Consider the following 12,198-nt stretch of genomic DNA (forward strand, 5'->3'; position numbering starts at 1 on the left):
ACTCCACGGACTCCCTTTCCATCTCCCACCGCACGCCTTCCAGCGGCCCGTCACCGCCGAGGACGTCCAGGCGGGGTCGACAGCACGGAGGACTTCGCCGTTCGCCTGGTTGTCAGGGCCGAGCTGAGCCGTCTGCCGGATGACGGAATTCTGGCCGGTCATGGACGCAGCGATGAGTTTTTCCGGCTCGGAGAGTCTCAACATTGTTGTCCGACAACACAGGAGGAATCCGTGGCTCAGCTATTGAGGGTCCAGAACTTCAGCGTCTCGAGTGACGGCATCGGCGCCGGTGAGGACCAGAGCCTTGAGAGTCCGTTCGGCCACGTCGATCCCGGGAGGCTGTTCGCATGGGCCGGCGCCACGGCGAGCTGGCCCATGCGCACCGATCCCGGAGGGAGCCGGGGCCTCGACGACTACTTCACGCGGGACTACGCGCGCAACATCGGTGCCGAGATCATGGGCCGCAACAAGTTCGGACCCCAGCGCGGGCCCTGGCAGGGCCACGAGTGGCGCGGCTGGTGGGGTGACGAGCCCCCGTTCCGCACCCCGGTGTTCGTCATGACTCATCACAAGCGTCCGTCGTTCACGCTCTCCGACACCACGTTCCACTTCGTCGACGGCGACCCGGCCGCGGTCCTCGAGCAGGCGCGGGAGGCGGCGCTGGGCAAGGACGTCCGACTCGGCGGCGGGGTTACCACCATCCGGCAGTTCCTCGACGCCGACCTCGTCGACACCATGCATGTGGCGGTCTCGCCGGTGAAGCTCGGATCCGGACTACGGCTCTGGGAGTCACCCGAGGAACTGCTCGACCGGTTCCACCTGGAGGTCGTACCCAGCCCGAGCGGCGTGACACACCACCTGTTCTGGCGAAAGTGACACGAGGTGCGGCCGGCCGCCAAGACCCAGTGCGACCGCCTGGGTCGAGCCGGGCCAGTAACCCTGCGCGCGTCCGCTCACCTGCGGTGGTTCCGCCGCCTGGGGAGTTCTTCACCGCCCGCTGCTCCGCCCCCGACGGCACCGCGACGGCTCGCTGGTCTTCGTCACCGACGTCATGGAGTCCTCCGGTGTCAGGAGCGTGAAGGTGCTGGCCTGGCCGCAGCAGTCGTCCTTCGCCGAGAGGAGGCCGACCGCCGCGGACCTGACCGCCACGGAGTCGGCCGTCTGCAAGCCCGCCGGGCAGGACACCGTGCGCTGCACCTACACCGCCCGGGTCACCGACGCCGACGCCAAGTCGTCCCCGCGCGGTACCTGGCACGTCGCCGTCCTGGTCACCGCGAAGGACGGCACCACGACCCTGGACACCGAGGCGGCCGGCTTCACCGTCCGGTGCCCCGGACGCTCGCCCCCGTCTCGCTGGGCCATCGGCACAGGCGTCTTGGGAGAGGGCGGTGTGGAGACGAGCCGGCACCCCGTGCCGGTACACCCGTTCGGCGTATATTGAGGAGAAAGGCGGATGTATTGGCATGAAAAGGTCGATTCCCGCCTTTCGTGGCGCCTGAGGGACCCACTCACCGGATCCGCCCCCACCTGGGGCACGAGTCGTATCCGACCCGTCCGGAGGAGGACGCGATGAGGGACGTGGCGAGCGAACGGGACGCGGACGGCCGTCCCGCGGTCACCGAGCGGGTCGTGACGCTCACCGTGAACGGCCGGTCGCACACCCTGCGCCTGGACACCCGGGTCACCCTGCTGGACGCCCTGCGGGACCGGCTGGGCCTGGTGGGCACGAAGAAGGGATGCGACCAGGGTGCCTGCGGCGCGTGCACGGTCCACCTCGACGGCAGGAGGGTGCTCGCCTGCCTGACCCTGGCGGCCCAGGCCGAGGGCCGGGCGATCACCACCATCGAGGGCGTCTCCGGCGCCGGCGGACCGCATCCGGTGCAGCGGGCGTTCATGGAGCACGACGGCTTCCAGTGCGGCTTCTGCACGCCGGGACAGATCATGTCCGCGGTGGCGCTGATCGCCGAGGGCCGGGCCGGCTCCGACGAGGAGATCCGGGAGTTCATGAGCGGCAACCTGTGCCGTTGCGGCGCCTATCCCAACATCGTGGCCGCGATACGCGAGGCGGCGTCCGCAAGAGGTCCCGATGCGCGCCTTTGACTACGTCCGGGCCACCAACACCCAGGAGGCGGTGCAGCTGCTGGCTGACGACCCGGCGGCGTCCTGCCTGGCGGGCGGCACGACGCAACTGGACCTGATGAAGGACGGGGTCCTGGAGCCGCCGCGGCTGATCGACATCACCCGGCTTCCGCTGCACGGCATAGAGCGCCGCGGCGACCGCCTCCACGTGGGGGCGCTCGCCAGCATGGAGGAGCTGGCAGCCGACGCCACGGTGGCCGAGCGGCTGCCCATGATGCGCGAGTCCCTGCTGCAGGGCGCGTCGGTGCAGCTGCGGAACATGGCCACCATCGGGGGCAACCTGCTGCAGCGCACCCGCTGCCGCTACTTCCGCGACCCGACGGTCGCCGAGTGCAACAAGCGCGCACCGGGTTCCGGCTGCGCCGCGGTGCAGGGCGTGGCACGTATGCACGCCGTGCTCGGCGTGAGCGAGCGGTGCATCGCGCTGCACGCCTCCGACCTCGCCGTCGCCCTGGCGGCGCTCGACGCGGTCGTGCACGTCCAGGGGGTCTACCGGCGTCGCACGGTGCCGCTGACGGAGTTCTACCTGACGGCCGACGAAAGCCCCGAGCGGGAGAACGTGCTGGAGCACGCCGAGCTGATCACCGAGATCGAGATCCCGCTGCCGCCGCCGACCGCCCGGTCGGGCTACCTCAAGGTCCGCGAGCGGGCGTCGTACGAGTTCGCCCTCACCTCGGCCGCGGTGCTGCTCGTCATGCACGGCGGCACGATCCGCCAGGCCCGTATCGGGCTCGGCGGGGTCGGGTCGAAGCCCTGGCGGGCCTACGAGGCCGAGCACGTGCTGACCGGAGCGCCGGCCACGACGGCCACGTTCCAGGACGCGGCCGGGGCCACGATGCGCGATGCGTGGACCGTCCCGGGCACGGCGTTCAAGGTGCCGCTCGCCCGGCGCACCCTGGTGCGCCAGTTGCAGACCGTCTCGGGAGCGCAGGAGTGACCGCATGAGCACCGTCGAGAGCAGGCCGCTGGTCGGCGCGGGCATCAACCGGGTCGACGGCCCGCGCAAGGTCACCGGCACCGCCCCGTACCCCATGGACTTCAGCGTCCCCGGCCAGGCCTACGGCGCCGTGGTGCAGAGCACCGTCGCCGCGGGCCGGATCGTCCGCATGCACACCGGGGCGGCCGAGCAGTCCCCGGGCGTGCTCTCGGTCCTGACCCACGAGAACGCCCCCGAGGTCGCCACGGGACCGGCGACGGTGCTCGGGGAGCCGACGCCCTCACCGCTGCGGAGCGACCGGATCCTCCACCACGGACAGCACATCGCCTTCGTGGTGGCCGAGACCCCGGAGCAGGCCGCCGCCGCGGCACGGCTGGTGCGGGCCGACTACGAGGCCTCGGAGCCGCTGCTGGACCTCCAGGACCCCCGGGCCGAACAACTCGCGGACCCGTGGGGGACGGACCACTCACGCGGCGACGCCGCCGCGGCGCTGCGGAGGGCGGAGGTGACCCTCCGGGCCACGTACACCACGGCGGACAACACCCACAACCCGCTCGGGCTGTTCGCCACCCTGGCCGTGTGGGAGGGCGACACCCTCACCGTCCACGACACCAGCCAGTGGCCGTCGATGGTCCGCACCACCCTCGCCACGGTCTTCGGCATCCCGGAGAGCTCGGTGCGGGTGCTGGTCCCGTACGTCGGTGGGGGCTTCGGCGCCGCGCTGCGCGTGTGGCCGCACGTGATCCTGACCGCCATGGCCGCGCGTATGCTCAACCGCCCGGTCAAGCTGGTCCTGACCCGGCCGCAGATGTTCACCTCCGTCGGGCACCGCCCCAGCGGCGTGCAGTGGCTGGCCGTCGGCGCCACTCGCGACGGCGAACTGATCGCCCTCGACCACCGCAGCCTCAGCTCCCTGAGCATGGAGGGCAGCGACTACGAGCCGTTCGCCTCGGGAACCGCCTTCGCCTACCAGTGCCCCCACGTGACCACACGGGACCGGCAGGCGCGGCTCAACATCGCCCTGCCGACATCCATGCGCGCCCCGGCCGCGGCACAGGGCAACTTCGCGTTGGAGTCGGCGCTCGACGAACTGGCCTGGACGCTGCGCATGGACCCCCTGGAGCTGCGGTCGCGCAACCACACGGACGTCGATCCGCGCAACGGACTGCCCTGGTCGGGCAAGGCGCTCCTGGAGTGCTACGAGGCCGGCGCCCGCCGCTTCGGCTGGTCCGACCGCAACCCCGAACCGCGCTCCATGCGCGAGGGGAACTGGCTCATCGGCTACGGCATGGCGAGCGCCCTGTTTCCCTACTTCGCGCAGCCCTGCACGGCGCAGGCCACCATCCACAGCGACGGCAGCGCGCTGGTGCGCAGCGCGGCGACCGACATCGGGACAGGCACGTACACCGTGATGGCCCAACTCGCCGCCGAGGAACTGGGTCTGCCCCTGGACGTGGTCCGCTTCGACCTGGGCGACTCGGACATGCCGCACTCGATGATGGCGGGCGGCTCCGGCCTGACCGGCGCGCTGGGCAACGCGGTTCACAACGCCTGCCGGCAACTGATGCGCTCGTTCGCGGGACTCGCGCGCGGCGACACCGACTCGCCTCTGCGGGGCGCGTCCCCCGACGACGTGGAGTCCACCGGTGGGCGGCTCCACCTCGCGGGCCGCCCCGACCGCGGGGAGCCGTACGCCGACATCCTCGCCCGGCACGGGCTGTCCGAACTCACGGCGAACGGGAACAGCACGCCGCCGTCCGCCACCGAACTGGGGATGTCCCTCGCCGGCGCGTACGGCGCGACGTTCGCGGAAGTCCGCGTCGACGCCGACCTCGGCCTCGTCCGGGTCACGCGGGTGGTCTCCGCCATCGACGGCGGCCGCATCCTCAACGCGAAGACCGCCAGGAGCCAGATCATCGGCGGCATCGTCGGCGGCATCGGCATGACCCTCTACGAGGACACCGCCACCGACCCGCGCACCGGACGCGTCACCAACGCCACGCTCGCCGACTACCTCGTCGCCGTGAACGCCGACGTACCCGAACTCGACGTGGTCTTCGTCGGCGAACCCGACCACGCCACCCCGACCGGCACCAAAGGCGTCGGCGAGGTCGGCCTCGTCGGCATCGCACCCGCGCTTGCCAACGCCGTCCACCACGCCACCGGAAAACGCCTCCGCGAACTGCCGATCACCCCCGACGACCTCCTCTGAACAGCTGTTGGTTGCCGTCGCAGTCGCGGAGTGACTGGACAAGAGGCATTCGTACCCGGACGCTGACGCACTGGCCGGCGCGGGCCGCGGGAACCGGGCCGTCGTCGGCCGGGCGCAGCAGGAACGACACCACGTCCGGGGTCTCCTCCCGCCGCTCCACGACAGTCCACTGACGCCACGGATCGCGCGGGTCGACCTGCGATTCCTGGTAGAGGCGCGCCTCCCGTGCTATGAGGGCGCCGGCCATCAGCCAGTACCCCTCGTCCCAGGCGGCGGCCACCTCGCCGTGGCGAAGCCGGCGATGGCCCCCGCCGGCGCCCGGCGCTGTGCGCCGCTTGCCTGGTTGCCGCGGTTGAACAGCCCGTCCAGCAGTTCGGGCTGAGTGACCGGGCCTGTTGGCCCGGGTCGGCGTGAGCCCGGACAGCGGCGCCATGACGAGCACGGCCCGGCGTGCCGGTCACGCTCCGGATCGTGTGTGTCGCATACGCTGCGACGGCGGCTCTTCACGTCGGCCCGGTGGCGAAGTCGCCGGAGCGAGGAAAGGGTGTGGCATGAGGTCCCCAGGCGTGCACCTACGGGAGATCACCGACGACAACCGGGATGCCGTTCGTGCCCTGCGCGTGCGCCGTGACCAGAAGCAGTTCGTCGCCTCCGTGTCCTGGTCGCTCGAGGAGGCGGCGAAGACGCCCGAGGCCAATCCCTGGTACCGGGCCGTGTACCGCGGCGACGAGCCGGTCGGCTTCGTGATGCTGTCATGGAAGCCGCCGACGGGTCCTTTCGAAGGACGGCACTTCATCTGGCGCCTCCTCGTCGACAAGCGGCACCAGGGGCGAGGGATCGGCCGGGACGCGCTCACGCAGATCGCCGACCTGGTTCGCGCGGACGGCGGCACCGAGTTGCTGACCAGCTACGAGTCCGGCGACGGCGAACCGGAACCCTTCTACCGGAAGTTCGGGTTCGAGCCCACCGGGGAGACCTACGACGGCGAGATCGTTCTGCGGCTCGCCCTGCCCACGAACGCCGGGGACGGATGATACGGCGGACCGGCTCGAACAGGCCGTGGGCCGGCAGGTCTCGCGGTTCAGGGGGCAGGGAAGGCGAGGCGCACGCCGTACCGTCTTTCCGCGCGCCGGAGTGAGGGGACGAGGTCCCGGCGCAAGTCACGTACTTCGGTCGCGTGTTCCGTGAGGAAGCTCCGGCGGGCGCGCACTCTGGCCGGTTCGCGGACCGCCTCCACGGGGCGCATGCAGGTTGCGTAGACACTGCCGAATTCCCGGTCGAGACGCGGCAGTTCGGTGGGGGCGGCGGTGTTGAGGGCGGCGTCGGCACGGGCGAAGAAGCCGTCCTCGTCACGTGCCTTGACTCCGTGGGCGCTGAAGCAGGCCGACAGGGAGCGCAGGGCGCGGGCCACGGCCGGGTCGCTGCGGAGGGATGAGAGCCCGCGGAGCCACTGCGCCTGGAGTCCGGCGTAGGGACCGCGCAGCGTCTCGGCGGCGGCCTGAGCCCGGCCTCGGCAGTCGCGGGCCGTGGCGTGGTCGGCGGAACGTCCGGTGGCGGGGGCGCCCGCCGAAGGCGCCGGTGCCGTGGGCTCCGGTACCTCGGCGCTCTGCCCGAAGCCGTGCCGGGCGACGAAGTCCAGGTCCGGGACGTCGGAGAAGCGGATGAACGCGAGCGGCGGCTGCCCAAAGAAGCCGGTTCCCGTGCCGCGCGCGCAGGAGGCGGCGGTGACGCGGGCCACTTGCTGGGTGAAGACCTCGAGGCCCTGGGTCCAGCGGGTCTCGGCACCGGTCGCCGGGAAGAGCATGGTCGCCGGGTCGTCCGGCAGGTCGTAGCCGAGCCGGGCGGGGCTTGCCTGCGGACCGCCGGCGGTGCTCGACCGGTCCGCGGGGACGGCACCGCCCGAGCAGGCCGTGACCAGGGCGGCAGCCGCCGCGGTCATCAGCAGTGCCGGTCTTCCACGGCCTCTCGTCTGTTTCCTGGACCCCATGACTTCCCCCCTTCATGACGACCGGGGGTGCGGCCGGCCCGCGACCGCACCCCCGGCGCCCCCTGCGCTGCCGGGGACTTGTTGTCAGTGCGTGATGTTGACGGAGTCGCCGCCGTCGAAGTAGCTCGCCACCGTGAACGGGGTGTTGTCGGCGACGACGGTGCACAACCAGTAGGTGGAATCGTTGACGCTGTGGCTGCCGTTCGCGGCGTAGACGTAGCCCTTGCTGCAGGTGTACCAGGTGCCGTTGGAGCGGCGGAGGCGACCGGCGTAGTAGTCGTAGCCCGAGCCCGACGTGTCGTTCGAGTAGGTGAGGTTGAGGTCGTCGCAGGTGCTGGTGGCGGACTTGTAGCGGATGGTGCCCACGCCCTCGTAGCCGCCGGTGGTCAGCGACTGGGCGCCGCAGGACTGTGCCGAGGCGGACGCGGTCGGGACGAAGGCCATCAGGCAGGCGGCGACGGAGGCCAGCGCGACGGCGCCGGCCACGATGGTGCGCTTCATGGGATCCCCCTTGAATCGGGTGTGGGACGCGCGGATGCCGGTGCTGTCCGGGGCGCGTGCACGCGCGCTGTCGCGCTCCCGGGCGTGCTGTTCTTTGCCCCGTATTCGCATGGTTCGTCCCGGAGCGTGCGTGCTTCGTGGGAAACATTCGCAGAGCGGGAAGCGCGCGGACTACGACCTTTGACGGGAGTCGAAACTGCGAGACTGGGCGGCTGAGTTCGATGCTCCGCCCTCGTCCGAGGCCGCTGGGGCCGGCGGGCGGAGCAGCGCCGCCCCGAGCGGCGTGAGAGTGTGCAGCACGGTGTTGTGCACACGCTGGCTGAGGACCAGACCGGCGTCGCGCAGCACCGAGGTGTGGTGCGTGGCGGTGGCCGGGGACACGCCCAGGACCTGGGCCAGTTCGGAGGTGGTCGCCCCGAGCGCGAGGTTCCGTAACGCGGCGGCGCGGGTCCGGCCGAGGAGTGCGGCGGGGGAGGCGTCGGAGGAGAGCGTCGACGCGGGCGGCGGGGCATGCTGCAGGGGGTAGACCAGGACCGGCGGCAGGGTGTCGTTGGCCAGGGCTTGGCGCGGTACCAGTCGGCGTACGCCCAACCGCCCCCTGGTGGTCTGGAGCCGGTGCAGGCTGCAGGTGATGTCCCGGAGTGGATCGGGGCGTCTCGCCAGCCGGATACGTCCGAAATCCTCCGGCGTGAAATGGATGCGCAGCATGCCTCTCGCCCTCCCCGTCGGCGTCCTGCTGCTCGGCGAGCACGTGGAGACTCCCGTGACGGGAGACGATGCCTCAACTCTCTTTCGCGCCACACTCACATGTCACTGGTTGACCGCGGTGCCACAGGATTCTGTGGCACCGGCCGTCTCGACCGCCCTGTTGTCGGCCGGCGGTGTCAGCCCGTGCCGAGTGGCGCGGTTTCCCCGTCGTCGAGCTGGTGGTCGGCCCAGACGTAGCTTTCGGGCAGCAAGTCGGTGATGGGGACGGTTCGGATGCGGTCGCCCCCGCCGACGATGACCTTGAGGGCGGGGAAGTAGTCGAGAAGGACCTGACGGCACCGGCCGCACGGGGGAACGACCCCTCGGTCGCGGTCGCCGACGGCGACGATCGTGTCCAGCTCGTAGGCGCCCTGGGCGGCTGCCGTGCCGACGAGGACCAACTCGGCGCAGGGTCCTCCGGTGAAGTGGTAGGCGTTCACCGCGGTGACGATCCGGCCGTCCCGGGCGCGGGCCGCGGCTGCCATGGTGTGGTTGTCGCCCCGGCAGCGTGTACGAGCGACATGGGCCGCGGCCTCGATGAGTTCATGGTCGAGAGGGTGGGTCTGCGTGGTCATCTTCTCTGCCTTCGTCGGGTGTCGGGCGACGCTGACCCACTTGACGAGGGTGCGCAAGCGAATATCGGCGGTGTGCTTGCCTAAAGCGCTCGTCGGAGACCTGTGCCGGGTTCACGTCAGCGGCCGAGCCAGGCGAGGGCGGCCACCGTCATGGCGCTGACGCCGGTGTCCAGGGTCGGTTGGACGACGGGGGCGAAGGCGGGGCTGTGGTTCACCGGGACGTCCTCGGTGACGGTGCCCTTCTTGGCGGCCTCGGCGTACAGCCCGGCGTCGATGCCTCCGATGCCCCAGTAGCTGAACGGAACGCCGAACGCCTGCGGGATCTCGCTCATGTCCTCGCTGGCGGTCTGCAGGTCGATGGTGTGTGCGTCGTCGCCGAAGTGGGCCGCGAACGCCTCGGCGACGCGCCGGGTCGTCTCCTCGTCGTTGACGGTGGGCGGGAAGGCGGCCGTGCGTTCGATCTCGGGTGCCTTCGGCGACCCGGACGCCTCGCTCTCGGTCCGGACGATGCGCTCGATCGCCTTCAGCACGTGGCTGCGCGTCGCATCGTCGTAGGTGCGGACGTTGAGCTCGATGACGGCGCTGTCGGGGATGACGTTGGGACCGGTGCCGGCGTGGATGCTGCCCACGGTGACGACGGCGGGGGTGATGGCGGCGAGTTCCCGGGACACGATGGTCTGCAGGCGCACCACGATCATGGCGGCCATCACCACGGGGTCGACCGCTGCCTGGGGCATGGAGCCGTGGGCCCCTCGGCCGTGGACGGTGACGCGCAGGCTGTCCGCGGCCGACAGGAAGGACCCCGGACGGGTGCCGACGTAGCCGGCCGGATAAGGCAGGACGTGCTGGGCGAGCACCACGTCGGGCCGGGGCGCCCTTGCCGTGAGACCGTCGTCGATCATGGCCTGGGCGCCGTCGCCGTTCTCCTCCGAGGGCTGGAACAGCGCCACGAAGGTACCGCGCCAGGCGTCCTTGGCCCGAGTCATCAGCTGTGCGCAGCCGAGCAGGGCGGTCACGTGCACATCGTGCCCGCAGGCGTGCATGACCGGCTGCTCGGTGCCGTCCGGACCGGTCAGGGTCACGGTGGAGGCGTAGGGCAGACCGGTCTGTTCGCGTACCGGGAGGGCGTCCATGTCCGCGCGGGCCATGACGGTGGGCCCGTCGCCGTTGGCCAGTACGCCGATCACGCCCGTGCCGCCGATGCCGTCGGTCACCTCGTAACCGAGACCCCGCAGGGCGTCGGACACCTTCTTCGCCGTGCGGTGTTCGCGCAGGCCGAGTTCGGGATGCCTGTGCAGATCCCGGTAAAGGTCCTCGAGATCGGAGCGGATACCGGCGAGGCCGGACAGTACCGCGGCGTTTCGGTCGGTCACGACGTCTCCTTGCGCGGGTGGGACTGGTCCTCGTTCCCTTTCCGGGCGGCGGTGCCGGTGCCGTGCCGCAGTGTCGCGGCCATCCTGGAACGGGGCTGCCAGTTCAGGCTGTTGGGCAGATTCCAGCCGAACCGCACAGCGCTGAGCCGGAAGGCGAGGGCCAGGGTGATGCCCAGGCCGGCACCGATGGCCGGCACGCCGAGGTACACGCAGAGCACCGTGACTCCGGCGACCGCGATGGCGACGGTGGCGTACAGACCATTGCCCCCGAAGACGGCCGGCACCCGGCCGAGGACGACATCGCGCAGGGCGCCGCCGCCGACGGCGGTCACGGTGCCCAGGAGGACCGCCGGAAGCCATCCCAGCCCCACGGCGAGTGTCTTGTTGACTCCGGTGACCGCCCAGAATCCGAGGACGGCGGCGTCGAGGGCGGTGAAGAGCCGGGTCCAGGACGCCTCGCTGATCTTGATGAGGAAGACCACCACGGAACCGGCGATGGCGGTCGGCAGGTAGGCGTAGTCGGTCAGCGCGACCGGCGTGCCGTGCTGCAGCAGCACGTCCCTGATCACGCCTCCGCCCAGACCGGAGATGATGCCCACCACCAGGAACCCGAACAGGTCCAGGCGGGCCGTGCGGGCCACGGCGCCCCCCAGCAGTGCGCACGAGAAGACACCGGCGAGGTCGAGATAGCGCGTCGCGACCGCCATTCCGGCGGGGATCGGAGAAGCCGACATCACACACACGGTGGACACGATGTCGAGCCTAGTGACTCGGTGTCCCCACGGCACGCGCAGCCCACCACGGACAGCGACGTCCCGCGACAGGCGGCCACCAGGCCGGATGGCCCCGCGGTCACGGGCGGGGCGCAGAAGACCTGGCCGGCGGGCAACCGCGCTGCGTCGGCTCCGTGACATCACCGCAGTCGAGGCGTCCCGGCTGATCGACGAGCACGTCGGAAGGTCCTCGGGGACGCGGCAGCAGTGCAGCAGAAGGCCGGTTCGATCAAGTACTCGCTCACGAAATTGCGGAGTCTGCCGATTGCCCCGCTGAAGGGGCCGATTCCGGCTGACGCGATCGAGCAGGTCCTGGCTGCGCATGGCAGACCGGGAGGACCGGCATTGCCGGCTGCTGTCGGAGGAGTTTCCCGACTACCGGCTGATGCTCGCGTCGCTGCCCGAGGCCACGACCCGGGTGACGGTCTCGAAAGATCTCTTCCTGCGAGCGCTGGAAGAACACCCGGAAGGTCGAATCACACTGCGGGTGACCCATCACGGCCTGAATGTCCTGGCGACGGAGGCAGCCGCCCCAGTGTCCCGCCGGCGGCCACCATGACGGGGCAGGATCTTCAGATCTCCCTCGAGCTGACCACGCTCTATCCGGCCGTCAGCACCGCCGTCGGCCCCGACGTGATGCTCGACCTGCGAGGACCAAACCAGCCCGTCACGATCCGCTCCGCCGATCGCGGTGATCTCACCACCCTGACCATGCCCATCAAGCCCGGCCACTCAGCCTGGGCAAGAACGAGGGACAACACCATGACCTCCGCTGCTGAGGTGGCAGAGGCCCATTCCTTGAGAGGCCTTCGTGGGGCGGCACGGTCGGCCGGCCCGGAGGAGCCGGGCCGGCCGAGTGGGGTCTGTCAAACGAGCGGTGTAACCAGGGTGGTTGGGGTTACTGACGGGCTGCGGAGAGTCGGCCGTCGAAGGTGATGTCGAAGGCGTTCAGGG

At 71.0% G+C, this 12,198-nt stretch carries 13 protein-coding genes and 1 pseudogene; 7 read left to right on the top strand and 7 right to left on the bottom strand.

Going from position 1 to position 12,198, the window contains the following annotated elements; genetic code table 11:
• Positions 1–231 precede the first annotated feature (231 nt).
• From ACIOWN_RS31280 to ACIOWN_RS31300, 5 genes are all read left to right on the top strand, one after another.
• Positions 232–876 (top strand): dihydrofolate reductase family protein, encoded by a 645-nt coding sequence (locus ACIOWN_RS31280; protein ID WP_362348807.1) that lies wholly within the window; start codon positions 232–234, stop codon positions 874–876.
• A 175-nt stretch (positions 877–1,051) separates the two neighbouring features.
• Positions 1,052–1,441 (top strand): DUF5707 domain-containing protein, encoded by a 390-nt coding sequence (locus ACIOWN_RS31285; RefSeq protein WP_401984027.1) that lies wholly within the window; start codon positions 1,052–1,054, stop codon positions 1,439–1,441.
• Between the two features lie 128 nt (positions 1,442–1,569).
• Positions 1,570–2,100, top strand: coding sequence for a (2Fe-2S)-binding protein (locus ACIOWN_RS31290; protein ID WP_401984029.1), 531 nt, complete (start codon positions 1,570–1,572; stop codon positions 2,098–2,100).
• Entirely contained in the window at positions 2,087–3,076 is a 990-nt protein-coding gene (locus ACIOWN_RS31295; protein WP_362348813.1) for a xanthine dehydrogenase family protein subunit M, read from the top strand. The genes ACIOWN_RS31290 and ACIOWN_RS31295 overlap by 14 nt, the downstream gene beginning before the upstream one ends.
• A gap of 4 nt (positions 3,077–3,080) precedes the next feature.
• Positions 3,081–5,288, top strand: a complete 2,208-nt coding sequence (locus ACIOWN_RS31300; RefSeq protein ID WP_401984031.1) for a xanthine dehydrogenase family protein molybdopterin-binding subunit — start codon at positions 3,081–3,083, stop codon at positions 5,286–5,288.
• A 43-nt stretch (positions 5,289–5,331) separates the two neighbouring features.
• Here ACIOWN_RS31300 and ACIOWN_RS31305 read toward each other — a convergent pair.
• Positions 5,332–5,666, bottom strand: a pseudogene (locus tag ACIOWN_RS31305) (hemin transporter); the annotation flags it as partial.
• Between the two features lie 173 nt (positions 5,667–5,839).
• On the opposite strand from ACIOWN_RS31305, the gene ACIOWN_RS31310 reads away from it, so the two are divergent.
• Complete coding sequence (locus ACIOWN_RS31310) at positions 5,840–6,322, top strand: GNAT family N-acetyltransferase (RefSeq protein WP_362348816.1); 483 nt, start codon at positions 5,840–5,842, stop codon at positions 6,320–6,322.
• A gap of 47 nt (positions 6,323–6,369) precedes the next feature.
• Here the strand turns inward: ACIOWN_RS31310 and ACIOWN_RS31315 are convergent, their stop codons facing one another.
• The 6 genes from ACIOWN_RS31315 to ACIOWN_RS31340 all read right to left on the bottom strand — a co-directional run bounded on the left by ACIOWN_RS31315 (position 6,370) and on the right by ACIOWN_RS31340 (position 11,205).
• Positions 6,370–7,227 (bottom strand): hypothetical protein, encoded by an 858-nt coding sequence (locus tag ACIOWN_RS31315; protein ID WP_401984032.1) that lies wholly within the window; start codon positions 7,225–7,227, stop codon positions 6,370–6,372.
• A 132-nt stretch (positions 7,228–7,359) separates the two neighbouring features.
• Entirely contained in the window at positions 7,360–7,776 is a 417-nt protein-coding gene (locus ACIOWN_RS31320) for a hypothetical protein (RefSeq protein WP_401984034.1), read from the bottom strand.
• 171 nt (positions 7,777–7,947) lie between these two features.
• Positions 7,948–8,484: an ArsR/SmtB family transcription factor gene (locus ACIOWN_RS31325; RefSeq protein ID WP_401984037.1), complete on the bottom strand. Its 537-nt coding sequence runs from the start codon at positions 8,482–8,484 to the stop codon at positions 7,948–7,950.
• A gap of 176 nt (positions 8,485–8,660) precedes the next feature.
• The gene (locus tag ACIOWN_RS31330; RefSeq protein ID WP_401984039.1) at positions 8,661–9,098 is read right to left on the bottom strand and encodes a cytidine deaminase; all 438 of its coding nucleotides are present in this window, start codon (positions 9,096–9,098) and stop codon (positions 8,661–8,663) included.
• Between the two features lie 116 nt (positions 9,099–9,214).
• Entirely contained in the window at positions 9,215–10,471 is a 1,257-nt protein-coding gene (locus ACIOWN_RS31335) for a M20 family metallopeptidase (protein ID WP_401984042.1), read from the bottom strand.
• Positions 10,468–11,205 (bottom strand): trimeric intracellular cation channel family protein, encoded by a 738-nt coding sequence (locus ACIOWN_RS31340; RefSeq protein ID WP_362348825.1) that lies wholly within the window; start codon positions 11,203–11,205, stop codon positions 10,468–10,470. The genes ACIOWN_RS31335 and ACIOWN_RS31340 overlap by 4 nt, the downstream gene beginning before the upstream one ends.
• Positions 11,206–11,566: 361 nt before the next feature.
• Here ACIOWN_RS31340 and ACIOWN_RS31345 point away from each other — a divergent pair, with 361 nt between their 5' ends.
• Positions 11,567–11,803: a hypothetical protein gene (locus tag ACIOWN_RS31345; RefSeq protein WP_401984044.1), complete on the top strand. Its 237-nt coding sequence runs from the start codon at positions 11,567–11,569 to the stop codon at positions 11,801–11,803.
• Positions 11,804–12,198: the final 395 nt, after the last annotated feature.

The organism is Streptomyces sp. NPDC087787 (genome assembly GCF_044743035.1).
In the GTDB taxonomy this organism is placed as follows: Bacteria; Actinomycetota; Actinomycetes; order Streptomycetales; family Streptomycetaceae; genus Streptomyces.

Excerpts from the sequence above, each read along its gene's own strand:
- ACIOWN_RS31285 (WP_401984027.1), top strand. The coding sequence starts at position 1,052 with ATGGAGTCCTCCGGTGTCAGGAGCGTGAAGGTGCTGGCCTGGCCGCAG.
- ACIOWN_RS31290 (WP_401984029.1), top strand. The coding sequence starts at position 1,570 with ATGAGGGACGTGGCGAGCGAACGGGACGCGGACGGCCGTCCCGCGGTC.
- ACIOWN_RS31295 (WP_362348813.1), top strand. The coding sequence starts at position 2,087 with ATGCGCGCCTTTGACTACGTCCGGGCCACCAACACCCAGGAGGCGGTG.
- ACIOWN_RS31300 (WP_401984031.1), top strand. The coding sequence starts at position 3,081 with ATGAGCACCGTCGAGAGCAGGCCGCTGGTCGGCGCGGGCATCAACCGG.
- ACIOWN_RS31310 (WP_362348816.1), top strand. The coding sequence starts at position 5,840 with ATGAGGTCCCCAGGCGTGCACCTACGGGAGATCACCGACGACAACCGG.
- ACIOWN_RS31315 (WP_401984032.1), bottom strand. The coding sequence starts at position 7,227 with ATGACCGCGGCGGCTGCCGCCCTGGTCACGGCCTGCTCGGGCGGTGCC.
- ACIOWN_RS31320 (WP_401984034.1), bottom strand. The coding sequence starts at position 7,776 with ATGAAGCGCACCATCGTGGCCGGCGCCGTCGCGCTGGCCTCCGTCGCC.
- ACIOWN_RS31325 (WP_401984037.1), bottom strand. The coding sequence starts at position 8,484 with ATGCTGCGCATCCATTTCACGCCGGAGGATTTCGGACGTATCCGGCTG.
- ACIOWN_RS31330 (WP_401984039.1), bottom strand. The coding sequence starts at position 9,098 with ATGACCACGCAGACCCACCCTCTCGACCATGAACTCATCGAGGCCGCG.
- ACIOWN_RS31340 (WP_362348825.1), bottom strand. The coding sequence starts at position 11,205 with ATGTCGGCTTCTCCGATCCCCGCCGGAATGGCGGTCGCGACGCGCTAT.
- ACIOWN_RS31345 (WP_401984044.1), top strand. The coding sequence starts at position 11,567 with ATGGCAGACCGGGAGGACCGGCATTGCCGGCTGCTGTCGGAGGAGTTT.